The sequence below is a fragment of the Actinoplanes cyaneus genome (genome assembly GCF_016862095.1).
In the GTDB taxonomy this organism is placed as follows: domain Bacteria; phylum Actinomycetota; class Actinomycetes; order Mycobacteriales; family Micromonosporaceae; genus Actinoplanes; species Actinoplanes cyaneus.
Genome location: NZ_BOMH01000077.1, coordinates 14,548 through 36,522 on the forward strand (window position 1 = coordinate 14,548; position 21,975 = coordinate 36,522).

Genomic DNA, 21,975 nt, shown 5'->3' on the forward strand with positions numbered 1-21,975 from the left:
GGGCATCGACATGGCGAGGATTCTGATCGGCCTGACCAGCCACGGCGACCTGGGTGGGCTGCGCCCGACCGGTTACTACCTGCCCGAGGCCGCGCACCCGTGGCACGTGTTCACCTCCGCCGGGCACGAGGTCGAGTTCGCCAGCGTGGCCGGGGGCGAGCCGCCGGTCGACGGCGTGGACCTGACCGACCCGATCCAGCAGGCGTTCACCGGCGACGCGGCCGTGCAGGCGAAGGTGACGAGCACGCCCCGCTTCGCCGATCTGGACCCCGGTGCGTACGACGCGGTGCTGTTCGCCGGTGGCCACGGCGCGATGTGGGACTTCCCGTCCGACGAGGGGCTGATCCGGTTCGGCCGGGGCGTCTACGAGCAGGGCGGCGTGGTGGCCGCGGTCTGCCACGGGCCGGCCGCGCTGGTCGGGCTGACGCTGTCGGACGGCACGCCGATCGTCGCCGGCAAGCGGGTCGCCGGGTTCACCGACAGCGAGGAGGCCGCGGCCGGGCTGACCGAGGTGGTGCCGTTCCTGCTGCAGAGCACCCTGGAGAAGCTGGGCGGCAAGCACTCCGGCGCGGCCGACTGGCAGCCGCACGTGGTCACCGACGGGCGCCTGGTGACCGGGCAGAACCCGGCGTCGTCCACCGGAGTGGCGCAGGAAGTGCTGAAGGTGCTGTCCACATCGAAGCGTTAGGCCCATAATGTGACGGGCCCCACAGCCTTGCCCGGGCGGGGCCCACCAATGACGATCGGGGGAAGCAGGGCAGAGGAGGCGGCGCCGTGCACACCCAGAGGATCGTTGTCGGCTACGACGGCTCGCTCGAAGCCCGCAAGGCGGCGCGCTGGGCACTCGACGAGGCGGAGCGCAGCGGCATGCCGGTCGAGCTGGTCTACGCCTACGAGTGGCCCAGCTACGTCCCGGCCGCCGCGATGATGCCGGCCGCCGCGGTCTACCCCGACCTCGACACCGACCTGGCCGTCGCCGACATGCTCGGCCAGGCCGTGGACACCGCGTCGTGCACCCACCCCGGCGTACGGGTGGCGGCGCGGGTCGAACACTCCACCGCCGCTGTCGCGCTGATCCAGCGGGCCGCCGACGCCGGCCTGGTCGTGCTCGGCGGCCGCCGCCCCACCGGCGTACGCGCCTGGCTCGGCTCGACCAGTGACTCGGTCAGCGCGCACTCCCGCTGCCCGGTCGTCGTCGTCCGGGGCGAGCCACGGGTCACCGACCCGGTGGTGGCCGGAGTGGACGGGAGCGAGGCGGCCGGGCTCGTGCTCGGGTTCGCGTTCGAGCAGGCCGCGGTCCGGGGCGTGGCGGTCCGCGCGGTGCACGGGTGGTCGCCGCCGGACGGGCGTGACCTGCTCTGCGACACGAACCTGCGCGCGGTCGGCGAGGAACGCGGCCGTCTCGAGGCGATGGTCGGCTGCTGGCGGCGCCGTTACCCCGGGGTGCCGGTGAGCGCCGAGGTCGTGGTCGGCTCGCCGGGCGAGGTGCTCGCGCAGGCGGCCGCAGGGGCGCAGCTCGTGGTGGCCGGGGCCCGGTCCCGCGGTGCTCTGCGCGCGGTGCTGCGGCCGTCGGTCGGGCGTCACCTGCTGCACCGGGCGCGCTGCACGGTCGCGCTCGTCACCCGAGCCCGTACCGTGATCCGTTTCTGATCTCGCCCTCAGCACCGGCCGGGAGTGTGACTCGCGGCCGAGGCGTGCGCCGGGACCGGCTGACGTCAAGCCCGTGCCGGGGAGGCCGGGGCGGGCCGGCGGCGGCTCCCGGGCTGGTTCTCATGGGCGTTATGAGGCACGAATAACGCCCATGAGAACCAGCCCGAAGCGTGAGTCGCGGCTGGGGCTCGAGTGGGGACGGGCTCGCGGGGGTCGGCCAGCACCGGCGGCTCTTCTCCGGGCGCGGAACAGCGGTCGGCGCCGGCCGGGTCAGATGCGGCCGGCGTCGAGGTCGTCGAGGATGCGCTCGAGGAACTTCGGGGTCTCGGCCGGCGGTTGCGCCTCGATGAACAGGCGGCCGATCGCCGCCGCGTACTGGTCGACCTCTTCGCGCTTCTCCAGGTAGAGCGCGCTGGTCAGGTGCTCGATGTAGACGACGTCGGGCAGTTCCTCGTGCGGGAACCGCAGGATGCTGAACGCGCCGCCGGCCGCCGCGTGCCCGCCGGACTCGAACGGGACGATCTGCAGCCGGATGGTGGGCGACTCGCACGCGTGGATCAGCGCGCGGATCTGCTCGCGCAGGACCTCCCGCCCGCCGATCGGACGGCGCAGCGCCGCCTCGTCGAGCACCGCCCAGAGCCGCGGCGCGTCCGGGCGCTGCAGCACCTTCTGGCGCTCCATGCGCAGGCTGGCCCGCCGGTCGACCTGTGCCGGGTCGCTGTTGCCGAGGCCGAGCCGGATGACCGCGCGGGCGTACGCGTCGGTCTGCAGCAGGCCGGGGATGAACTGGACCTCGTACGTCCGGATCAGCTCCGCGGCCTGTTCCAGGTCCAGATAGTTCTGGAACCAGCTGCTGAGCACGTCGCCGTAGGAGTGCCACCAGCTCGGCGCGTTCGCCTCCCGGGTGAGGGTGAGCACCCGGTCGAGCTCGGCCCGGTCGGTGACGCCGTAGAGCCGGAGCAGGTCGACGACGTCGCGCTCCTTGAAACCGACCCGGCCCAGCTCCATCCGGCTGATCTTGGACTCGGAGGCCCGGATCTCGTAGCCCGCCTGCTCGCGGCTGAGCCCGCTGGCCCGGCGCAGGGCACGCAGGTGCGCGCCGACCTGCAGCCGGCGCACGGTCGAGCCACCTGTGTCATGTTCCTCCGCCAAGGAAACCTCCTCGGTGGCAGCCTAGACAGTTGACCGGTGAGAAGCGATCACGGCTTCCGGCCGACGCCGCAGAACTGGCTGATCTCGGGCGCGTCGGTCTCCGGGCGCCACCGGGTCACCGACACCACACCGGGCTCGACGAGTTCGAGACCCTCGAAGAGCGACGCCATCCGCTCCGGGGTGCGCAGGTGGTACTTCGGGTTCGCCGAGATGTTCCAGATCCGGGTGGCCTCGCGGACCTCCGGGTCGGTGTCGCTGCCGTCGTACATCGCGAAGTAGCTTCCGGAGGGGAAGCGGGCCAGGATCGAGCCGATGATCTTCTTGGCCTCGTCGTCGGACTCGATGTGACCGAGAATGCCCATCAGCATCAGCGCGACGGGCTGGTCGAGGTCGAGTGTCTCGGCGGCCTGCGCCAGGATCCGCTCCGGGTCCCGCAGATCCGCGTCGATGTAGGCGGTCTTGCCCTCCGGGGTGCTGGTCAGCAGCGCGCGGGCGTGGGCGAGCACGAGCGGGTCATTGTCGACATAGACGATCTTCGCGTACGGGTTGGTGGCCTGAGCGACCTCGTGCGTGTTGTCAGCGGTGGGCAGCCCGGTGCCGATGTCGAGGAACTGGGTCACCCCGGCCTCGCCGGCGAGGTAGCGCACGGCCCGCACCAGGTACTGCCGGGAGAGCCGGGCGTGGGTGGCGAAGTGCGGCAGGGAGGCGACGATCTGGTCACCGACCGCACGGTCCACTTCGAAGTTGTCCTTGCCGCCGAGCAGATAGTTCCAGATCCGGGCGGTCTGCGGAACGCTGGTGTCGAGCTTGGGGGTCGAGTCCTCGGTCACGCGCACGTCCTCGGGGAAGGGCGGACCCGGTGTCCGATGTGGATCCGCAGGCGTTCGGTTCGGCGCCAGCATACCCATCCGGGACGGTCACGCCAGCGACTGCGCCACCCGGCGAAGGAATTCCGCGTTCGACCCGGTCGTGCGCAGCTGGGTCAGCAACTGCTGCATGCCCTCGCGCCGCTCCTGTCCACCGAGCGCGCGGCGCACCTGACCGATCACGGCCAGCTCTCCCGGGCTCAGCAGCAACTCGTCGTGCCGGGTGCCGCTGGCGCTCAGGTCGATGGCGGGGAAGACCCGCGACTCGGCGAGCGTCCGGTCCAGCTTGAGCTCGGCGTTGCCGGTGCCCTTGTACTCCTCGAAGATCAGGGTGTCGAGGGCCGACCCATTCTCCACCAGGGCGGTCGCGATGATCGTCAGCGAGCCACCGTGCTCCAGGTTCCGGGCCGCGCCGAGCAGCCGCTTCGGCGGTTGCAGAGCGGTGCTGTCCAGGCCGCCGGAGAGGGTGCGGCCGCGGCCGGCCGGCGCGATCAGGTTGTACGCCCGGCCCAGGCGGGTGATCGAGTCGAGCAGCACGACCACGTCCTCACCGAGCTCCGCCAGGCGTTTCGCCCGCTCGATCGCGAGCTCGGCGACCGCGGTGTGCTCCTGCGGCGGACGGTCGAAGGTGGCCGCGCAGATCTCGGCCTTCGTCGTGCGCCGCCAGTCGGTGACCTCCTCGGGCCGCTCGTCGACCAGCACCGCCATCAGGTGGCACTCCGGGTGGTTGCGGGTCACGGCGTTGGCGATCTGGTGCAGGACCGTGGTCTTGCCGGCCTTCGGCGGGGCGACGATCAGGGCGCGCTGCCCTTTCCCGATCGGCATCGCCAGGTCGATCACCCGGGTGGCCGGCACGTCACCGCCGGTCTCCAGGCGCAGCCGCTCCTGGGGGTAGAGGGCGGTCGCGCCGTAGAAGTCGGGGCGCGGGCCGGGAGTGCGGCCGTTGACCGCGGTGACCTGCAGGTTCACGGGTTTGCCGGGACGGCTGACGCGGGCGATCCCGGTCACCCGGTCGCCGCGGCGCAGACCCAGCCGACGGACCTCGGCCATGGCCACCGGCAGGTCGTCGGGACCCGGGAGGCAGCCGTCGGCGCGCAGCCACGCACGGTCGTCGACGACGTCGAGGAGCGCGTCGACCGCGACGGTCTCCTCGGGAGGAAGGGGATCGGATGTGCGTTGCGGTCGTCTCGACGTACGCAAATCGGATTTCTTGGGTTGAACTTGGACAGCAGTCATGGGGAACTCTCCTTGAACGGGCGCGCAACGGGCCCGAGGAAAAGTGGTGACAGCGCACAGGAAGCGCGTCGTGAGAAGTGGAACGACCCGGGCGGGGAATGCCACCGGCATCCGGGATGAGCCCACCGTAGCACTGTTCGCGGATCCGGCCCAGTAGGGCAGGATGGACGTCACAGCTCGCGGGGAGGGAACGCCATGCCACTGTTGCGCCGGGTCATCGGGTCGGTGCTGCGCCGGGTGCGCCAGCGCCAGGGCCGCACGCTGAAAGAGGTCGCCACGGCGGCCGGCGTGTCGCTGCCCTACCTGTCGGAGGTGGAACGCGGCACGAAGGAGGCGTCGTCGGAGATCCTGGCGGCGATCTGCCGGGCGCTCGGGCTGCCGATGCCCGACCTGCTCGACCTGGTCCGCGAGGAGATGCTGCGCCAGGCCGCCCCGATCGTGGCCGCTCGCCGGGCCGTCCCGGTCGCGCGGATCAGCGCACCGGTCCGATCCCGGACGCCGGGGGCCACCTGCTCGGTGCTGCGCCTGCGCCCGTCGGCCGGTGGCCGGCCGCGCACCCGCCTGACCTGTGCGCGCCGCCCAGCACACTTCACCGTGACGGCCTGACCGTTACGCGAGGACCGTCAGCGGCGTCCCGGCTCCGACCTCGGCGACCAGCTTCTGCTGCGCGGGGCCGGGCATCCGCAGGCACCCGTTCGACACGTTGTGCCCGAAAACGCTGCTCTTGTACCACGCGTGGATGCCGGTGTGCGCGAGCTGGAACGCCTCGGACATCTTCTCCGGCTCCTCCGGGATCGAGCCGAGCACCAGCGCGTCCATGTTCAGGTAGATGTCGCCGCGCATCCGGGTCGTGCCCATCACATACGTCCGGCCGACCGGCGTCGGCGTCGCCGTCGAGCCGATCGCGACCGTCCAGCGCTGCTGCTCCTTGCCGTCGCGCAGCCAGGTCAGCGTGCGCTCGGAGAGGTCGGCGATCAACTGGTCGCGCAGCGTCTCGGTGGTGTAGCCGCCCGGCGGCACCCAGCCGATCCGCCGGTTCGCCGAGGGCGCCAGCACGGCGACCCAGCCGTCGCGCTGCTCGACGATCGGCACGACAGTGCGCAGCCCGCTGATCGACGACGGGAGGAAGGCGCGCGGCTTGCCGCCCGGCGCGTCGTAGAGCGCCACCTTCTTCTCCGGGTGCAGGCCCTGCGTCACGGCGGCCGTCGACTTGACCTCCGGGTCGGCGGGCAGCCCCGACGGGCCCGCCGCATACGTGATCACGGGCAGGTCGGCGGGCGGTTTCGCGGCCGGCGGAGTGGTCGCGGGCACGCTCGGCGGCGGCGTCGTCGCGGCGGCCGACGACACGACCGGGGTGACCCACTGGCCGGCGGTCGCGTCCGCCTCACCGTCCTGGGTGAGGACGACAGCGGCGCCGGCGGAGAGGGCCACCGCGGCGGCCGCGGAGATCAGGTAGACACGAGTCCGGGGGCTGGACATCGGCCCAGACTAACCACCCCCGGAACAATGTGAAGGATCTTGTGAACAGAGAGTGGTTCACATCTCCGGGATAGGGTGCTGGCATGCTGCGCAAGCTGGGATTTCTCACCATCGGCCTGTTCGACGAGGCGGACCCGCGCCGTGGCCACGAGTCCACGCTCGAGATCATCGAGCTGGGGGAGCGGCTCGGTTTCGACAGCGCGTGGCTGCGCCACCGGCACCTGCAGTTCGGCATCTCGTCGCCGGTCGCCGTGCTCGCCGCCGCCTCGCAGCGCACCAGCCGCATCGAGCTGGGCACCGCGGTCATCCCGCTCGGCTGGGAGAACCCGCTGCGTCTCGCCGAGGACCTGGCCACCGTCGACCTGCTCAGCGGCGGGCGGCTCAACCCCGGCATCAGCGTCGGCCCGCCGATGAACTACGACCGCGTCAAGGACGCGCTCTACCCCGGGACCGGCGATGCGGAAGACTTCAGCTACGACCGGGTCGAGAGGCTGCTTGCTTGCGTACGCGGTGAGCCCGTCACCGACTTCGCCGGCGCCATCGGCTTCGAGCAGTTCTCCGACCGCGTCCAGCCGCACTCGCCGGGTCTCGCCTCGCGCCTCTGGTACGGCGGCGGCTCCCTGCGATCCGCGCAGTGGGCCGGGGAGCACGGCATGAACTTCCTGACCAGCAGTGTCGTGAAAGCCGAGGAGTCGGAGGACTTCGCCGAGATCCAGCTCTCCCACGTGCGGGCCTTCCGCGCCGCCCACCCGGACGGTGACCGCGCCCGCGTCTCGCAGGGACTCGTGGTGATCCCGACGGACTCGGCGTCGCCTGCCCAGCGTCAGAGATATTTCGCGTACGCCGAGCAGCGCACCCCGCGTACCACCTCGCCGCAGGGGCCGGCCCGGATGATGTTCGCCCCGGACATCGTCGGCACGTCGGAGGAGATCGCTACGCGGTTGTCGGAGCACGTGGCGTTCCGGGAGATCGACGAGGTGGCGTTCGCCCTGCCGTTCACCTTCGAGCACGACGACTACGTCCAGATCCTCACCGACATGGCGACCCACCTGGGCCCGGCCCTCGGCTGGAAGCCCGCGGACCCGCCCGCCGCAGCCTGATCGCCGGCGCGCCGGTCGTCGCGTGCAGTCCGTCCCGCGAAGCTGCGTGCCCGTCCGGCCTGCGTGCCCGCCCCGGCTCGCGGGGCAGGCCCGGGCCGCGAGCGTGCCCGTGCCTGCCCCGCGAACGTGCCTGGGCCGGCCCGGCTCGCGAGCCCGCTCGGGTCCGGCCAGCGACGCGGCGGCGGGTGTCCAGCCGGGAGCGGGAGCGCGCGGCGACCTGAAGTGGCGGCCGGCTCGCGGCCTTCGCGGGCGGGATGTCCTGACGGGCGGGCCTCTAGGGTTTCCGCATCCAGGCGCGGGTGCCGAACGACGCGCACGAGCGGCTCGCGACCGCGGCGGCCTCGTCGAGGGACTCGGCGAAGGTGTCGTCGGTGAGCGGCCAGCGGCGGGCGACTGCGCTGGTCAGGGCGCCGTGGAGGACGTCGCCGGCGCCGAGGGTGTCGACGACCTTCGTCGACGGGACCGGTTGAGGGCGGAGATCGCCACCGGTCCAGCGCAGGATCGGAGCGGGGCCCTGGCTGATCGCGATCCAGCGGACGCCGTGCGCGGCGAGGAACGCCGGCACGTCGGTGACGCCGGGCGGCCGGAAGTCGGCGGAGCAGACGACGACGTCGAGCAGGGGCAGAAGCGACGGGGTCACGGGTTTCCAGCTGCCGGCGTCGAGAAGCGTGGGAATGCCGAGGCGGCGGGCTTCGCGCAGGACCGCGGCGGCGATCTCCGGGTAGTGGCCGTCGACCTGGACGGCCTGGGCCCCCGCGAGCAGCGAGAGATCCGGAGTGGACAGAGTGCGAGCGGCGCCGTTGGTGGAGACCACCGCGCGATTGCCGGTGCCGGCGCTGACGACGATGCTGGAGACGGACGGCGGGCCGTCGTCGTCCGCGGCCAGATCGATCAGCTTCACGCCTGAAGAGGCCAGGTCGGCGTGGATGCCCGCGGCCAGGGGGTGCCGGCCGACGGCGGTCAGCAGCGTCGCGGAGGCGCCGAGGCAGGCGGCGGTGACGGCGGCGTTCGTGGCCGGGCCGCCCGCCGCGACGGTCTGATCGAGGGCGGTCACCTTCTCGTTGTCGGCGGGGTAGGACGCGACGAGTTGAAGGATGTCCAGAGTGCACAGCCCGGCGAAGACGAGCCTGACTCTGTCGCTGAGCGTCATGCGGCGAGGCGGGCGGCGAGGCCGTCGACGAAGGTGAGCAGGGCGAACTCGAAGCTGTCGCGGTCGACCTCGTCGGCGTGCTCGCGCAGGCGGTGGGCGTCGCCGAGCGCGGGGTAGCGGTCCAGGTAGACCTGCACGTCGTCGACGAAGCCGCGCGAGAACGAGCCCATCGCGGCGCCGACGACCAGGTACTTCGTCGAGGCGCCGATCATGGTGGCGTCGCGCGGGGACCAGCCGGCGGCGACCAGGCCACCGTGCACGGCGTCGGCGCGGCGCAGCGAGGCGTCGCGCTGGCCGGGGCCGCGGGCCAGGAACGGCACGATGTTCGGGTGCTCGGCGAGCGCCGCGCGGTAGGAGCGGGCCCAGCCGAGCAGGCCTTCGCGCCAGCCCTTGGCGAACGCGTCGACCTCGACCTTCTCCATGATCTCGCCGGCCACGTCGTCGAGCAGGTGCTCCTTGGTGGGGTAGTGGAAGTAGAGCGCGGGGGCGCTGACCGACAGCGCGGTCGCGAGCTTGCGCATGCTCAGGCCGTCCAGCCCGTCCCGGTCGATGATCTCCAGCGCGGCCGCGCGGATGCCGGCCCGGCTGAGCAGTGGAGTCGTCGGCCGCGGCATCCGTTCATCCCCTAAGCGTTGTGATGACTAACGCTGTTAAGTTAACATGGCCGCTGAAACCTGACAGCGTTCAATTTAGGAGCCGGCCGTGGACCTCACCCTCTCGGAGGAACAGGAACAGCTGCGTGACCTGGCCCGTGACTGGGTGGAGCGCGAGGTCGTGCCGCACGCCACCGAGTGGGACCGTGCCGAGCAGGTCGACACGAAGATCGTCGGGAAGCTCGCCGAGCTGGGCTTCCTCGGCCTCGGGATCGACGAGGAGTTCGGCGGCTCGGGCGGGGACTTCCTCGACTACGCGCTGGTCATGGAGGAGCTCGGCCGCGGCGACACGTCGGTGCGCGGGATCGTCTCGGTGACGCTCGGGCTCGTCGCCAAGACCATCCAGGCGTACGGGACCGTGGAGCAGAAACAGCGCTGGCTGCCCTCGTTCTGCTCCGGCGAGACGCTGGGCTGTTTCGCGCTGACCGAGCCGGGGACCGGTTCGGACGCGGGGAACCTCGTCACGCGCGCTGTCCGCGACGGCGACGACTGGCTGATCAGCGGTGAGAAGATCTTCATCACGAACGGGACGTGGGCCGGGGTGGCGCTCGTCTTCGCCCGTACCGGAAATCCTGGTCCCAAGGGTGTGTCCGCGTTCCTCGTGCCCACCGACCGCGCGGGGTTCAGCCGACGGGAGATCAAGGGCAAGCTCGGCCTGCGTGGCCAGGCGACCGCGGAGCTGACGCTCGACAACGTGCGCGTGGCGGATGCCGAGCGGCTCGGCGAGCTCGGCGAGGGTTTCAAGATCGCCATGAAGGCGCTGGACAAGGGGCGGATCGCTGTCGCTTCCGGCTCGGTGGGGCTGGCTCGTGCGTGTCTCGAGGCCTCGGTCGCGTACGCGGGTGAGCGCACCCAGTTCGCCAAGCCGATCGCGTCGTACCAGCTCGTGCAGGAGATGATCGCCGAGATGGCGGTCGAGACCGACGCGGCGCGGCTGCTGGTCTGGCGTGCGGCGGACCTGGTCGACCGTGGTCAGCCGTTCGGCACGGCCGCCTCGATGGCGAAACTCTTCGCCAGTGAAGCCGCGGTGAAAGCCGCCAACCAGGCGATCCAGGTCTTCGGTGGATACGGCTACGTCGACGAGTTCCCGGTCGGCAAGTTCATGCGCGACGCCCGCGTCCAGACCCTGTACGAGGGCACCAGCCAGATCCAGAAACTGCTCATCGGCCGTGCGCTGACCGGAATCAGCGCCTTTTAGGGGGTTTTTGTGAGTCGGGTAGCCATCATCACGGGTGCGGCGCGCGGCATCGGCGCGGCGACCGCACTGCAGTTCGCCTCGGAGGGCGCGGCCGTCGCCGTGCTCGACCTCAACGAGGCCGACTGCGCCGACGTCGTCGGCCGCATCCAGGCCGCCGGCGGCACCGCGATCGCGCTGGGCTGCGACGTCGCCGACGAGGCGCAGGTCGACGCCACGATCGACAAGGTCGCCGCGGAGCTCGGCGGCGTCGACGTGCTGGTCAACAACGCCGGCGTGACCCGCGACAACCTGCTGCACAAGATGCCGGCGTCGGACTGGGACCTGGTGATGAACGTGCACCTGCGCGGCGCGTTCCTGTGCAGCCGGGCGGCGCAGCGGCACATGGTCCCCCAGCGCTCCGGCAAGATCGTGAACACGTCGAGCGTCTCGGCGCTGGGCAATCGCGGTCAGGCCAACTACGCCGCGGCCAAGGCCGGCATCCAGGGCCTCACCCGGACCCTCGCCATGGAGCTGGGGCCGTTCGGCATCAACGTCAACGCGGTGGCGCCCGGGTTCATCGTCACCGAGATGACCGACGCGACCGCCGCTCGGATCGGCGTCTCCGCTGCCGATATGCAGGCCAAGGCTGCCGAGATCACGCCGCTGCGGCGGGTCGGCCACCCCGAGGACATCGCCAAGGTCGTCGCGTTCCTGGCCAGCGACGCCGCATCCTTCGTCACCGGCCAGACCGTGTACGTCGACGGCGGACGCCGTCTCTAGACATCGCGAGGATTCCTGATGCGTCGCACCATCTTCAACGAGGACCACGAGGCGTTCCGCCAGACCCTGCGGGAGTTCATCGCCGCCGAGGTCGTGCCGCACTACGACCAGTGGATGCACGACGGCGAGATGCCGCGCGACTTCTACAAGAAGCTCGCCGAGCTGGGCATTTTCGGTATCGAGGTGCCGGAGGAGTTCGGCGGCGCCGGCATCGAGTCGTTCAAGTTCGCCGCTGTGCAGTACGAGGAGACGGCCCGCGCCGGCGTCTCGTTCGGCGGCTCCGGGGTGCACGTCGCGCTCTGCCTGCCGTACCTGCTGAAACTGGCGACGCAGGAGCAGAAGGAGCGCTGGCTGCCGTCGTTCGTCAGCGGCGACATGATGTTCGCGATCGCGATGACCGAGCCCGGCACCGGCTCCGACCTGGCCGGCATGACCACGAACGCCAAGCTCACCGAGGACGGCAAGCACTACGTGCTCAACGGGGCGAAGACGTTCATCACCGGGGGCGTCCTCGCCGATCGCGTGATCGTCTGCGCCCGTACGTCCCCGGCGAAGCCCGACGACCGCCGCTACGGCATCTCGCTGCTGGTCGTCGACACGAAACTGCCGGGGTACACGGTGGGGCGCAAGCTCGACAAGCTCGGCCTGAAGACGTCCGACACCGGTGAGCTGGCGTTCCAGGACGTTCTCGTGCCCGTCGAGGACCTGCTCGGCGAGGAGAACAAGGGCTTCTCGTACCTCGGGCAGAACCTGCCGCAGGAGCGGCTGGGCATCGCCTTCGGCGCCTACGCGCAGGCGGCGGCCGCTGTCGAGTTCGCCAAGAAGTACACCCAGGAGCGCAAGGTCTTCGGCCAGACCGTCGCCTCGTTCCAGAACACCAAGTTCGAGCTGGCCGCGTGCCGGGCGGAGGTGGACGCTGCCCAGGCCGTCGCCGACCGGGCGCTGGAAGCCCTCGACGCCGGCGAGCTGACCGCCGCGGAAGCGGCGTCGGCGAAGCTTTTCTGCACCGAGGTGGCGCATCGGGTGATCGACCGGTGCCTGCAGTTGCACGGCGGCTACGGGTTCATCAACGAGTACCCGATCGCGCGCCTCTACGCCGACAACCGCGTCAACCGCATCTACGGCGGCACGTCGGAGGTCATGAAGATGATCATCGCCAAGGACATGGGGCTCTAGTCGGGCGGAGCCCTCTTCGAGACGCGTCAGCTCGACGACTTCGAAGAGGGCTCCCGGCACGCTGCCTGATTGCGGTGGGCGCCGCGGTTCCCGGTTAGGTCAAATGCCTGCTTGGGTACGGCGTGAGCAGCGCGTCAGGGGATGTAGTCCTCCAGCAGGGCCGGGGTCAGGTTGTCCTTCTTCAACTGGGTGAGGATGGCGAGGAAGTCCTCGACGAAGGCCGCCCGGAAATGCATCAGGATGATGTCGCCCCCGGCGATGTGCCGTCGCCCGTCCTGATAGCGGATGATCCCCTTGTCGGTGGTCTCCCGCCAGGTGAACGACGCCTTCAGCCCGCACTCCTTGACCGCGCGCAGCGTGTTGTCGTTGAACGCGCCGAACGGCGGGCGGAACAGCACCGGCCGTCGTCCGTAGAGCTTGCCCAGCTCGTCCGCGGAGCCGCAGATCTGGTGCTTCTGACCCTCGTACGACAGGTGGGTCATGGTCGGATGGGTGAGCGTGTGGGCCTCGATCACCGCGCCGGTGGACTGCAACTCAGTGAAGTAGGACGGCTTCACCTTCACCGCATCCACCTCCAGGAACAGCGTGATCGGCACGTTCGCGGCCTGGAGCAGTTTCATCGCCATCGGGTCCTTCTCCCACCCGTCGTCGATGGTGATGAACGCGATCCGCTTCCGGGTCTCGATCCGCTGGAGGTTCACCGCCTTGTCGCCGGCGGGCAGGGTCACCTTGTGCGGAGGTGGCGGCGGCGCGAACTGCGGGATCCGGGCGCGGATGTCCGCGGGCAGGGCGGCCAGCGCGGCCGAGACGGACTCGGGCGTCTGCGCGCCGCTCACCGGGACGCCGGCCGATGCGCTCGTCCCCGGGGACGGCGCCGGTGCGCCAGTGTTTGTGGGGGCGGAAGCGCCCGAGTCGTTACAGCCCGCGACGACCGCCAGCAGCACTCCGGCGGCCGCCACCCGTAACAGTTTGCTTCGCAGCATGCTTTCGTCCTCCCCGTCGATGTCCTCAGACCCTCTGACGCTGGGGACCGCAGGAATGCTGACATGCGCCGTCAACTGTGCTAATCGTCACGCTGCGTGCGGGTCGTAGGGTGATCGGCATGGCGCTGCTGCACAAGACCGACATCCGGCCCACCAAACTCGAGCTGCTGAGCACCTGGTTGCCTGCCCAGGACTGGTATGCGGGCCCGCCCGCCCCGGTGGTCGACCGGGTGGGAGCCGCCCGCTTCGACGATCCGGCCGGGGAGGTCGGGCTCGAGGTCATGCTGGTCCGGGTGGGGGACGGCCCTGTGCTGCACGTGCCGCTGACCTACCGCGGCGCGCCGCTCGACGGCGCCTCCCGGTTCCTGGTCGGGACGACCGAGCACGGCGTTCTCGGCCGGCGCTGGGTCTACGACGCGGCCGGCGACCCGGTCTTCGTCAAGGTGCTGGGCGACGCCATCCGCGACGGCGCCGAGCAGGCGGTCGAGGAGCTGCACGGCGACGGCGGGGTCACCGTGCGCGAACCGAACCTGCTGCTGCGCGGCACGGGCTCCACCGCCCCGTCGCCCGGCGAGACCGTCGAGGTCACCGGTGGAGAGGTCACCCGCATCCGCACGACCGCCGGCGAGCTGCACCTCTTCCGCCTCCCGGCGGCGCAGACCACTGCCGAGTCCACGTTGACCGGCGAGTGGCAGGCCGCCGACGCCCCCGTGGTCCTCGCCCGCCTGCTCGCGTAATCGCCGCAACCGGCCGGCGGACGGCTCGCGGTCCCGGCTGGCTCTCCTGGTCGTTATGCGGCCCGCATAACGACCACGAGAGCCGGCCGGGACGCCGCGGCGCGCTCGAAGCCGGGCCGGCGACGCGGTTCGCGGACGATCCACAAGGGCGCACGGCCAGGCGGTGTCTGCGTAGTAGGCCGCAGCCCCGAAACACCGCCTTAGCCTGTCGTTCGACCAGCTCGGCGGGGCTTCGTGCCCTTCAAGTGAGGGCAGGTGGCGGTGGGCCTTGCCGGTGACCAGGAGGAGTCCGGCGTCATAGCGGGCAGCGGTGTGCCGGTCGTGGGAGCCGGGCGGACGTCCGGGTATGGACACGGCCCCTGCGTGCGTCAGCATGCCGCCGGATGAAGACGGCTGACCGGCGCCCTCTTCTGCCGCTGATCGTGCGGAGTAGCCGCCGCGCTGTCGGTACTTCCGGCCGGTCTGTCGGGATCCGTTGTGCATCCGCGGCATCCGGATACTGCGACCATCAGTAGGTGGACGTCGGTGATCAGGAGCTACCCGGAGGTGGCCTGACACGTGCCGGTGGGGTATTCGAGAGCGACGAGCTCATCGCTCGGGTCAACCGTGCGATGCGAGCCATGTGGTCGCGTCTTGACTCGTTGCCCTGTACTGACCCGTTTTGGTCCCGCACCAATCGTCGTCCGACGTGGTACAAGGTGCAGCAGCTCGCGGATGACTGCCTCGCCCAGGACATGTCGGATGAAGTAGCACGCTGGGCCCTGATCGGTTTCGAGATGCACGCCGGTTCCTTCAGCGGACTGCAACTCATCGCTGAGGAAGCCGCAGTTCGCGACGAGGCACTGCACGACTTGATCGCGGTGGCGGAGTGGGTGTGGCTTGAGGTCGGGGTCGACCCAGCGGCCTATCCGGATTTGGAGCGAGCGCTGCAGCAAGTCGGTCAGGCGAGGCTATCGGCATTGCGAGGGCCTGGCGGGCATCTCGAACGGGCAGCGGTAGCTGGCTCCGCCTTCCTGCACGGCATGTCCTTCGCCGAGGCGATCGGCCGCCAACGGTGGGACCTGTTCCTGCATGCTCTGATAGTGCCGGGACCGGACGAGTGCACGTCATCAGCGGAGGGCTCGACCTTGCCCTCCGCGGAGTCGCAACAGCTTGCTCGTGCGCGGGAGTGCCTGCGAAACGATGTGACAGCCGTGGTCGATCTGATCGATGCAGCTCATTGGTGGGCAGCCTATCGCCAGACCGACGTCTCATACCGACTCGGCGAACTACTTGAAGCTGTTCCCCGAGACGCCATCCAACGGCTCGTCGATAGGGGCCTCATCGCTCCGAACCGTGCTCTTTTCCCTTGATAATGGGCAGGCATTGAAGTTGCGTAAAAAGCGGTAGCGTCCGGAGCCCTCCCGAGTCCTGTATCCGGGTTTGCCGCTGTCCGCGCTTGAGTCGGCCACGCGTCACCCCGGCTGTCACCCGCCGCGGACTGGCGTCCTGTCGTGCCGGAGAGCGCGAACTCAACACGGCCGGACACATGAGTATCCTGCGCTTGTGGGGGAAGCATCGGATGGCAGGGGTCGCGATTTCGCCAACGAACGGCGCGCGTATTGCGAAGCGCGTGAGTGGCTGCTGAACGCCGTGCACGAGCTTCCAGTCGGCGTTCTATGGGGTCCGAACGGCGCAACGGCCGCTGAATGCTACGAGGTGCTCCGAGGCCTGGACGATTTCGCTTCCCTGTGCAGTCGGCTTCGACTGGATGGTCACGAGAGGTTCATCGAACAGTGTCGGTGGCACTTCGATCACTACCCGCACTACCTGGGTCGTCGACGCCACTTCGTTGACTATTCCACCTACGTGGTGGATCGGGCAGGGCCGATGACCGTATCAGCGCCGCCGATGCCGCGACAATTCGCGAACTGATCGGCGACAACGCTGGCACCGGCACCCGAGCGCACTCTACTTGCCGCGGAGCGCGCATGCTCTGTCGTATTGCCGTCGCGCAGCAGTAGACGCCGCAGTACGGTCCGCACGTGAACAGCACCCAGCTGCGCGTCGACCGGATCGACGTTTGGCAGACCGATAAAGAGCACACGTTGAGTCTTGCCGCTGCGGGCGCCCACGTCATGCTAATCCGGCTGCGCTACGACGGTTGGGTGGACGAAGTGATCAACGGCGCTGGCACGGTTGCGACAGGGCCGGGCGCGTGGACTCTCATCGGCCAAGGATTGACCCTGGAGTTCGACCCACATGCCGCCGTGGCCCTTGGTTTCCCCCGCGATTGCCGGCTGTATCTGGATGTGGACGCGGACGCAATCCGGCGTGTCAGGGCCGCGCTGTTGGAAATTCTCGACTGTGCGTGTTTCGTGGTCGACACCGACGAAGGCCGCCTGACCAGCTAATCATCGGTCAGCGGTTGCTCCTGCGGCGAGACGCACTCACTCTCATGCCGCGAGGTGCGCATTCATTGGCTCCTCACTGCCTTCGGCGGTAGGTCGGCACTCGCTGTAGCCGCCGTTGACGACGCCGCGGGCTGCTCCGCTGCGGCGCCGGGTGGGGGGTCGGGGTTAAACGACAAGCTCGAGGCGTGGCCTGACCTCGCCTGGCACGCGGCCGGATTCCAGGACGCGCCTCAACTGCCGGTCAGGCGGGTGATGGCGGCCGGCGTCAGGTGGCGGTTCAAGGTCTCCAGGGAGGCCAGGATCTCCGGCAGGGGAGCGCCGTCCGGGAGCGCCGCGGCCAGCGCCGGGCGGATGTCGGCGGCGGCAACCTCCTGACGGCGGGCGGACAGTGCCGGGTTGCGGTGCAGGAGCTGGCGGCGCCGGTCGGCGGGGTCGGGAGAGGTCAGGACCGAGCCGGCGGAACGCAGCCGGGCGACCGCGACCGAAACCGCGCTCTGCGGCAGGCCGGTGCGACGGGCGACCTCGGTGACCGTGGTGCCGTCGTTGGTGTAGATGTCGCTCATCACGACGACGACGGAGCGTTCGCCGCCGGGCAGCGCGGTCCCTGACGACGGCGTGGGCAGGGACTGCTCGCCGATCTTCAGGAGGGTGCGGGACAGCAGGATCAACTCGACCGGGGTCATGCCGGTCAGAATACATCACTCTTGATGCATCAGAACTGATGTATTACGGTGAGGTCATGCAGAACACTGTGGACGTCGACGGGGCGCGCATTCACTACCAGGTGGCCGGGGACGGGCCGGTGCTGCTCGTGGGGCAGAGCGGGGAGGGCGACGCCGATCGCACGGTGGACCTCGCCGACCACTTGAGTGGTCATTTCACCGTGGTCACCTGGGACCGGCGCGGACTGTCGCGCAGCGTCTGCGACGACCCCGGCGCGCCGGTGAGCATCCGGCAGCACGCGGCCGACGCCGCCGCCGTCGTGCGGGCGGTCACCGATCGGCCGGCCGCCATGCTCGGGCTCAGCCTGGGCGCGGCGATCGGGCTGCACCTGCTCACGTCGGACCCGCAGATCGTGGCGGACCTGGTGGCGCACGAGCCGATCGCTCTGGGATTCCTCGACCCGGCGGATGCCGCTCGCGCCGGGCGCGAGCTCGGGGAGGTGATCGCGACGCATCGCGGCGCGGGATGGCGCGCGGCGGCCGGGAAGGTCGCCGCGGTGCTCGGGATCGATCCCCGTGACCAGGATACCGAGCCGGGGGTCACGGACTTTCCGTTCGACGACCGGCGGGTGGCCAACTTCGAGTTCTTCCTGGGGCGTGACCTGCCCGCGGTGCTGCGTGACGACCTGGTGCCCGGCGATCTGCCGGCCGGCGCGCGGATCATCCCGGCGGTGGGGGAGACGTCGCCGCGGGACGGCTTCGACTACCTGGCCGCGGTCCGGCTGGCGGAGCATCGGCGGGTGCGGGCCGAACACTTCCCCGGCGGGCACAACGGCAACCTGACCCATCCCAGGGCCTTCGCGAAGCAGGTCGTCGAGGTGCTCAGGACAGGTTGCTCAGGGCGGTGAGCGTCTCCCACCCGTCCGCCCGCAGCCGTCCGGCACGATGCGCGGCGATCGCCTCCTGTGGTGACATCCGCGCGGCCGCGCACCAGGGGACCGCTTCCGGTGGCAGGCCGGTGTGCCGCCACAGCAGGATCAGCCGCCGCAACCGGGTGACCCCGTCGTAGGTGAACGCCTCGGTCCCGCCCGGCGCCAGGGCGGATCGCCAGCGCAGGAACTCCGCGGGCGGCAGGCACAGATGCGGTGGGAGCGACCGCCCGAACCCCGCGCCGGGCCCGTGGCCGAGCTCGGCGCGGATCCGGTCGACCGGCCAGCCCGCCCGGAACAGCCGGGCCGTCACCTCGACCGGCAGGTCGTCGCCGGTCAGCCAGCCCGGCCAGGCGGGATCGTCCGCCGGTGGAAGCGGCAGCTCGTCGACGTCGTCGCGGGACTGCAGCCCGAACGTCAGCTCCTGCGCCGGGGCGGTGATGCCGAGACACGCCGCGACGTGCCGGGCCGCGGAGCCGTCCGGGTGCAACGCCCGCCAGACGTGCATCGCCGGGTTGCGGGTCAGCTCGCGGATGTCGCCCTGGAACGGCCACCGCACCCACTCCTCCACCTCGTCCGGTGTCATGTCGAGGTGGCCGAGCAGGGTGCTGGCGATCATCCGGACCAGGGCGGTGTCGGTGCCGGGGGCGTGCCAGAACCGCGCCTGGACGGAGAGGAACTCGTGCAGGCGCCCGGGATCCCAGTGGTCCAGCAGCAGCACCATGTCGGAGCGCAGATCGGCGGCCGGCCAGTAGGACAGGTCCGGCAGGGAGGCGAACTGCTCCACGAAGCCGGCCCGAAGACTCCGCCAGTACGGCGCGGCGATGTTCATCAACTCACTGATGTAAATCTCCAGCCGACCCGCCACGCCGCATTCTATCGTCGTCGATGGGCCACCGGCGGCCTTTGTCACCGGTGACTACCGTGAGCCCATGAATCAGCGCTATGCGGACACGATCACGGCGCTCGGCACCGCGTTGATCGCGCGTGTCCCGGCGCTGCTGTGGGGGCCACCGGGCCAGGGCAAGACCAGCGTGATCGAGTCGCTCGGCGACGACCTGCACTTCCATGTGGAGACGGTGATCGCGTCGCTGCACGAGCCGGCCGACTTCGCCGGGTTGCCGATGCTCGACCCGTCGAACTCCTCGACCCGGCTGCTGCCACCGGCCTGGGCGCGCCGGGTGGCCGCCATGGACCGGCCCAGCGTCGTCTTCTACGACGAGATCAGCACGACGCCGCCCGCCACGCAGGCCGCGCTGCTGCGGCCGATCCTGACCGGCTGGGTCGGCGACCTGCGACTGCCCGAGGGAACGTGCAGTGTGGCGGCCGCCAACCCGCCGGAGATCGCGGCCGACGGGTGGGACCTGGCGCCGCCGCTGGCGAACCGGTTCGTCCACCTGGACTGGACCCTGCCGGCCGACGTGGTGCGCGACGGTTTCACCGTGGGCTGGCCGCGGGTGCCGGTGCCGTCCGTCGCGCTGGATCTCGTCGACAGGGCGACGGTGTCGGCGAAGACGCTGGTCGGGACATTCCTGCGGGCGCGGCCGGAGCTGGTGACCCGGATGCCGTCCTCCTCGGAGCAGGCCGGCCGGGCGTTCCCGACGCCGCGCAGCTGGGAGATGGGCGCCCGTCTCTACGGCGCGGCCAAGGCCGCCGGCTTCTCCGAGACGGTGGTGTTGCTGCTGCTCAACGGATCGGTCGGCACTGCCGCGGCGGCGGAGTTCCTGGAGTTCGTGCGGCGCCTCGATCTTCCCGATCCGGAGACCCTGCTCAAGGACCCTTCCGCGTACGTCGTGCCGGTCCGCCGCGCCGATCAGGTCTTCGCCACGGCGGCGGCGGTCGTGACCGCGATGACGAACGATCCCACGCCGGACCGGTGGCTCGCGTGCGGCACGATCCTGGCGGCGGTCGCCGACGCGGGGATGGCGGACATCGCGTTCCTGTTCGCCCGGCGCTGGAGCGAGCCCGCCGTCCGCCCGTTCGGGGTGCTCCCCACGGCGGATCAGCTGCGGGCGCTGGGCCCGATCCTGACCGAGATCCATGGATGAGAACAGCCGGCAGGCGTCGCTGCGGCTCTCCGCCGGTCGCGTGGTCGCCGCCGGCCGGATGCCGTACCTGAGCACCGCCCTGTTCGCGATGGTCCCGGTGCTGACCCGGGACCTGCCGACGTTCGGGGTGGACGCGCGCTGGCGGATGTACGCCAACCCGGACTTCGTGCTGACGCTCTCCGCCGAGGAGGTCGCCGGCGCGTGGCTGCACGAGGCCGGCCATCTGCTGCACGGGCACCGGGAACGCTGGGAGTCCCTGGCCGAGCCGCCGGCGCTGCACCCGATGTTCAACTCGGCGGCGGACGCGGCGATCAACGAGGAGCTGCGGGACGCCGGGGTGACGTTGCCGGCGGTCCGGGCGTCCTATTGGGAGCGGATCCCCGGCGCCCGCCGCGGGATGCTCGCCGAACAGATGTACCGCCTGCTCCGAGACGTCCCAGGGGCCTCGCCGGAGACGACGGCGGCCGCGCCGGACAGGCCGGCCGTCCCGGGGATCACCCTCAGCCCGGACCATCTCGCGGCGGCGCCGGCGAAACTGACGGTACGGGGGAGCGGCACCCACTTCGGTCCCGGCACCGCGCCCGCCCTGCACAGCGATCGCGGCCACCCGGTCCCGCACGCGATCACCGGCGTCCGGGTGGTCACCGGTCAGCTGCTCACGTTCGAGCTCGCCCAGGTCCCGGCCGGGCTCTACCGTGTCGAGGCCGGCGGCCCCGCCGCGATCCTCCCGGTGGGGCTCCCGTTCGCCGAGGTGGACCCGCCGTCACTGCCGGCCGGGTATGACGTCCCGCGCCCGATGGCCGCCAGCAGCGACGGTTTCGACTTCGAGCCGGACACCACGGTGCTGGTGGCGCGCTTCGGCGAGGACGGGCTGGCCGCGCGACCGGACGCGGCGGGCGACCCGGTGATCGTCACGCCGCGGGTGCTGAACTTCGACCTGGCCGAGTCGCTGCCGGCGGGCGCCTACGCGCTGGTGATCGGGTCGGGCGGGGCAACGGCGATCGCGGTGTTCCAGGTAGACGCCCCGCCGTCGGGAACGACCGGATCTGAAGCGGATCCTGGGGACTGCGGCTCGGGAACGGGCGGCGAGCCCCGTGAGTGGGAGCGCCCGGAGACCGGTGACGAGGACGGCAGTGTCAGCGACGGCCGTGCCGAGATGGTCCGTCAGCAGGTCGCCCGGGAGATCGAGGAGCACGGGCGGTCGGGCGGGGACGTCCCGGCCGGGCTGCGCCGCTTCGCCACGGACACGCTCACCACCAGGGTCGACTGGCGACGGGAGCTGCGCAGCGTGGTAAGCCGGTCCCGGGCGACGGTGGCCGGGGTGCGCGACTACACGTACGCCCGGCCGTCCCGCCGTGCCTCCGCGGTCCCCGGTCTGGCCCTGCCCGCGATGCGTGCGCCGCGCCCGCCCCGGCTCGACGTCGTGATCGACACGTCCGGCTCGATGTCGGCGGGCATGCTCGGGCAGGTCCTCGCCGAGCTGCGGGGCATCATCCGGGCGTTGCGCGGCGACGCCGTGCGGGTGCTGTGCTGCGACGCGCGGACCGGGGACGTCCAGCGGGTCGCGCGGATCGAGGATGTCGTGGTCACCGGGGGCGGTGGCACCGACATGCGCGCCGGCCTGGACGCCGCGGCGGTGCTGCGGCCACCCGCGGACATGGTGGTGCTGGCCACCGACGGGGACACACCGTGGCCGGTGGCGCCGCCGGCGGGCAATCCACGGGCCCGTTACGTCGTGGTGCTGGTCGACGGCGACCGGCCGCACGTCCCGGCGTGGATGCGCAAGATCGTGGTCACCGGTTGA

21 protein-coding genes and 1 pseudogene are annotated in these 21,975 nt (G+C 71.0%); 13 read left to right on the forward strand and 9 right to left on the reverse strand.

Annotation, left to right across the window (positions count from 1 at the left end; all coding sequences use genetic code 11):
* Nucleotides 1–10 precede the first annotated feature (10 nt).
* Nucleotides 11–688 (forward strand): type 1 glutamine amidotransferase domain-containing protein, encoded by a 678-nt coding sequence (locus tag Acy02nite_RS41825; protein WP_203754544.1) that lies wholly within the window; start codon nt 11–13, stop codon nt 686–688.
* A gap of 86 nt (nt 689–774) precedes the next feature.
* Nucleotides 775–1,650, forward strand: a complete 876-nt coding sequence (locus tag Acy02nite_RS41830) for a universal stress protein (RefSeq protein ID WP_203754547.1) — start codon at nt 775–777, stop codon at nt 1,648–1,650.
* A gap of 270 nt (nt 1,651–1,920) precedes the next feature.
* On the opposite strand, the gene Acy02nite_RS41835 is transcribed toward Acy02nite_RS41830, so the two are convergent.
* Genes Acy02nite_RS41835 through rho form a run of 3 tightly spaced genes read right to left on the reverse strand, consistent with a single transcriptional unit; the run spans nt 1,921 to nt 4,904 of the window.
* The gene (locus Acy02nite_RS41835; RefSeq protein ID WP_239175762.1) at nt 1,921–2,802 is read right to left on the reverse strand and encodes a Sco1979 family transcriptional regulator; all 882 of its coding nucleotides are present in this window, start codon (nt 2,800–2,802) and stop codon (nt 1,921–1,923) included.
* A gap of 47 nt (nt 2,803–2,849) precedes the next feature.
* Nucleotides 2,850–3,704, reverse strand: coding sequence for an SAM-dependent methyltransferase (locus tag Acy02nite_RS41840; RefSeq protein WP_203754665.1), 855 nt, complete (start codon nt 3,702–3,704; stop codon nt 2,850–2,852).
* A gap of 15 nt (nt 3,705–3,719) precedes the next feature.
* Complete coding sequence (gene rho / locus Acy02nite_RS41845) at nt 3,720–4,904, reverse strand: transcription termination factor Rho (RefSeq protein WP_203754550.1); 1,185 nt, start codon at nt 4,902–4,904, stop codon at nt 3,720–3,722.
* 195 nt (nt 4,905–5,099) lie between these two features.
* Here rho and Acy02nite_RS47675 point away from each other — a divergent pair.
* Nucleotides 5,100–5,313 (forward strand): annotated as a pseudogene (locus Acy02nite_RS47675) (helix-turn-helix domain-containing protein); the annotation flags it as partial.
* Nucleotides 5,314–5,513: 200 nt separating this feature from the next.
* Here the strand turns inward: Acy02nite_RS47675 and Acy02nite_RS41855 are convergent.
* Nucleotides 5,514–6,383, reverse strand: coding sequence for a L,D-transpeptidase (locus Acy02nite_RS41855; protein ID WP_203754557.1), 870 nt, complete (start codon nt 6,381–6,383; stop codon nt 5,514–5,516).
* A gap of 83 nt (nt 6,384–6,466) precedes the next feature.
* On the opposite strand from Acy02nite_RS41855, the gene Acy02nite_RS41860 reads away from it, so the two are divergent.
* The gene (locus tag Acy02nite_RS41860; protein ID WP_203754561.1) at nt 6,467–7,483 is read left to right on the forward strand and encodes an LLM class flavin-dependent oxidoreductase; all 1,017 of its coding nucleotides are present in this window, start codon (nt 6,467–6,469) and stop codon (nt 7,481–7,483) included.
* Nucleotides 7,484–7,757: 274 nt separating this feature from the next.
* Here Acy02nite_RS41860 and Acy02nite_RS41865 read toward each other — a convergent pair whose 3' ends face one another.
* Nucleotides 7,758–8,633: a PfkB family carbohydrate kinase gene (locus Acy02nite_RS41865; RefSeq protein ID WP_203754564.1), complete on the reverse strand. Its 876-nt coding sequence runs from the start codon at nt 8,631–8,633 to the stop codon at nt 7,758–7,760.
* Complete coding sequence (locus Acy02nite_RS41870; RefSeq protein ID WP_203754566.1) at nt 8,630–9,247, reverse strand: TetR/AcrR family transcriptional regulator; 618 nt, start codon at nt 9,245–9,247, stop codon at nt 8,630–8,632. The genes Acy02nite_RS41865 and Acy02nite_RS41870 overlap by 4 nt, the downstream gene beginning before the upstream one ends.
* Before the next feature lie 88 nt (nt 9,248–9,335).
* Here Acy02nite_RS41870 and Acy02nite_RS41875 point away from each other — a divergent pair, with 88 nt between their 5' ends.
* From Acy02nite_RS41875 to Acy02nite_RS41885, 3 genes are read left to right on the forward strand one after another with little or no spacing between them, the layout of a single operon-like run.
* Entirely contained in the window at nt 9,336–10,484 is a 1,149-nt protein-coding gene (locus Acy02nite_RS41875) for an acyl-CoA dehydrogenase family protein (RefSeq protein WP_203754568.1), read from the forward strand.
* Nucleotides 10,485–10,493: 9 nt separating this feature from the next.
* Nucleotides 10,494–11,243, forward strand: coding sequence for a 3-oxoacyl-ACP reductase FabG (gene fabG, locus Acy02nite_RS41880; protein ID WP_203754570.1), 750 nt, complete (start codon nt 10,494–10,496; stop codon nt 11,241–11,243).
* Between the two features lie 18 nt (nt 11,244–11,261).
* The gene (locus tag Acy02nite_RS41885) at nt 11,262–12,419 is read left to right on the forward strand and encodes an acyl-CoA dehydrogenase family protein (protein WP_203754572.1); all 1,158 of its coding nucleotides are present in this window, start codon (nt 11,262–11,264) and stop codon (nt 12,417–12,419) included.
* Between the two features lie 134 nt (nt 12,420–12,553).
* Here the strand turns inward: Acy02nite_RS41885 and Acy02nite_RS41890 are convergent, their stop codons facing one another.
* Nucleotides 12,554–13,402, reverse strand: coding sequence for a polysaccharide deacetylase family protein (locus Acy02nite_RS41890; RefSeq protein ID WP_203754574.1), 849 nt, complete (start codon nt 13,400–13,402; stop codon nt 12,554–12,556).
* 119 nt (nt 13,403–13,521) lie between these two features.
* On the opposite strand from Acy02nite_RS41890, the gene Acy02nite_RS41895 reads away from it, so the two are divergent.
* The 3 genes from Acy02nite_RS41895 to Acy02nite_RS41905 all read left to right on the forward strand — a co-directional run bounded on the left by Acy02nite_RS41895 (nt 13,522) and on the right by Acy02nite_RS41905 (nt 16,532).
* Nucleotides 13,522–14,139 (forward strand): CG0192-related protein, encoded by a 618-nt coding sequence (locus Acy02nite_RS41895; RefSeq protein ID WP_203754576.1) that lies wholly within the window; start codon nt 13,522–13,524, stop codon nt 14,137–14,139.
* A 515-nt stretch (nt 14,140–14,654) separates the two neighbouring features.
* Complete coding sequence (locus Acy02nite_RS41900; protein WP_203754578.1) at nt 14,655–15,491, forward strand: hypothetical protein; 837 nt, start codon at nt 14,655–14,657, stop codon at nt 15,489–15,491.
* Between the two features lie 672 nt (nt 15,492–16,163).
* Nucleotides 16,164–16,532, forward strand: a complete 369-nt coding sequence (locus Acy02nite_RS41905) for a hypothetical protein (protein WP_203754581.1) — start codon at nt 16,164–16,166, stop codon at nt 16,530–16,532.
* Nucleotides 16,533–16,762: 230 nt separating this feature from the next.
* Here Acy02nite_RS41905 and Acy02nite_RS41910 read toward each other — a convergent pair whose 3' ends face one another.
* Nucleotides 16,763–17,215 (reverse strand): MarR family transcriptional regulator, encoded by a 453-nt coding sequence (locus Acy02nite_RS41910; RefSeq protein WP_203754584.1) that lies wholly within the window; start codon nt 17,213–17,215, stop codon nt 16,763–16,765.
* Between the two features lie 56 nt (nt 17,216–17,271).
* Between Acy02nite_RS41910 and Acy02nite_RS41915 the strand changes: the two genes are divergently transcribed.
* Nucleotides 17,272–18,102 carry an alpha/beta fold hydrolase gene (locus tag Acy02nite_RS41915; RefSeq protein WP_203754587.1) on the forward strand — a complete coding sequence of 277 codons (831 nt, stop codon included), beginning with the start codon at nt 17,272–17,274 and terminating at the stop codon, nt 18,100–18,102.
* On the opposite strand, the gene Acy02nite_RS41920 is transcribed toward Acy02nite_RS41915, so the two are convergent.
* Nucleotides 18,077–18,991, reverse strand: coding sequence for a hypothetical protein (locus tag Acy02nite_RS41920; RefSeq protein WP_203754590.1), 915 nt, complete (start codon nt 18,989–18,991; stop codon nt 18,077–18,079). The two genes, Acy02nite_RS41915 and Acy02nite_RS41920, sit on opposite strands and share 26 nt — an antisense overlap.
* Nucleotides 18,992–19,055: 64 nt before the next feature.
* Here Acy02nite_RS41920 and Acy02nite_RS41925 point away from each other — a divergent pair, with 64 nt between their 5' ends.
* On the forward strand, nt 19,056–20,171 hold the full coding sequence (locus Acy02nite_RS41925) for an AAA family ATPase (RefSeq protein ID WP_203754593.1): 1,116 nt from the start codon (nt 19,056–19,058) through the stop codon (nt 20,169–20,171).
* Nucleotides 20,164–21,975: a DUF2201 family putative metallopeptidase gene (locus Acy02nite_RS41930; RefSeq protein ID WP_203754597.1), complete on the forward strand. Its 1,812-nt coding sequence runs from the start codon at nt 20,164–20,166 to the stop codon at nt 21,973–21,975. Before Acy02nite_RS41925 ends, Acy02nite_RS41930 begins: the two co-directional genes overlap by 8 nt.

What these genes read in the sequence shown, in the direction of transcription:
- Acy02nite_RS41825 (WP_203754544.1), top strand. Translation starts at nt 11, where the DNA reads ATGGCGAGGATTCTGATCGGCCTGACCAGCCACGGCGACCTGGGTGGG.
- Acy02nite_RS41840 (WP_203754665.1), bottom strand. Translation starts at nt 3,704, where the DNA reads ATGCTGGCGCCGAACCGAACGCCTGCGGATCCACATCGGACACCGGGT.
- rho (WP_203754550.1), bottom strand. Translation starts at nt 4,904, where the DNA reads ATGACTGCTGTCCAAGTTCAACCCAAGAAATCCGATTTGCGTACGTCG.
- Acy02nite_RS41855 (WP_203754557.1), bottom strand. Translation starts at nt 6,383, where the DNA reads ATGTCCAGCCCCCGGACTCGTGTCTACCTGATCTCCGCGGCCGCCGCG.
- Acy02nite_RS41860 (WP_203754561.1), top strand. Translation starts at nt 6,467, where the DNA reads ATGCTGCGCAAGCTGGGATTTCTCACCATCGGCCTGTTCGACGAGGCG.
- Acy02nite_RS41865 (WP_203754564.1), bottom strand. Translation starts at nt 8,633, where the DNA reads ATGACGCTCAGCGACAGAGTCAGGCTCGTCTTCGCCGGGCTGTGCACT.
- Acy02nite_RS41870 (WP_203754566.1), bottom strand. Translation starts at nt 9,247, where the DNA reads ATGCCGCGGCCGACGACTCCACTGCTCAGCCGGGCCGGCATCCGCGCG.
- Acy02nite_RS41885 (WP_203754572.1), top strand. Translation starts at nt 11,262, where the DNA reads ATGCGTCGCACCATCTTCAACGAGGACCACGAGGCGTTCCGCCAGACC.
- Acy02nite_RS41890 (WP_203754574.1), bottom strand. Translation starts at nt 13,402, where the DNA reads ATGCTGCGAAGCAAACTGTTACGGGTGGCGGCCGCCGGAGTGCTGCTG.
- Acy02nite_RS41895 (WP_203754576.1), top strand. Translation starts at nt 13,522, where the DNA reads ATGGCGCTGCTGCACAAGACCGACATCCGGCCCACCAAACTCGAGCTG.
- Acy02nite_RS41910 (WP_203754584.1), bottom strand. Translation starts at nt 17,215, where the DNA reads ATGACCCCGGTCGAGTTGATCCTGCTGTCCCGCACCCTCCTGAAGATC.
- Acy02nite_RS41915 (WP_203754587.1), top strand. Translation starts at nt 17,272, where the DNA reads ATGCAGAACACTGTGGACGTCGACGGGGCGCGCATTCACTACCAGGTG.
- Acy02nite_RS41925 (WP_203754593.1), top strand. Translation starts at nt 19,056, where the DNA reads ATGAATCAGCGCTATGCGGACACGATCACGGCGCTCGGCACCGCGTTG.
- Acy02nite_RS41930 (WP_203754597.1), top strand. Translation starts at nt 20,164, where the DNA reads ATGGATGAGAACAGCCGGCAGGCGTCGCTGCGGCTCTCCGCCGGTCGC.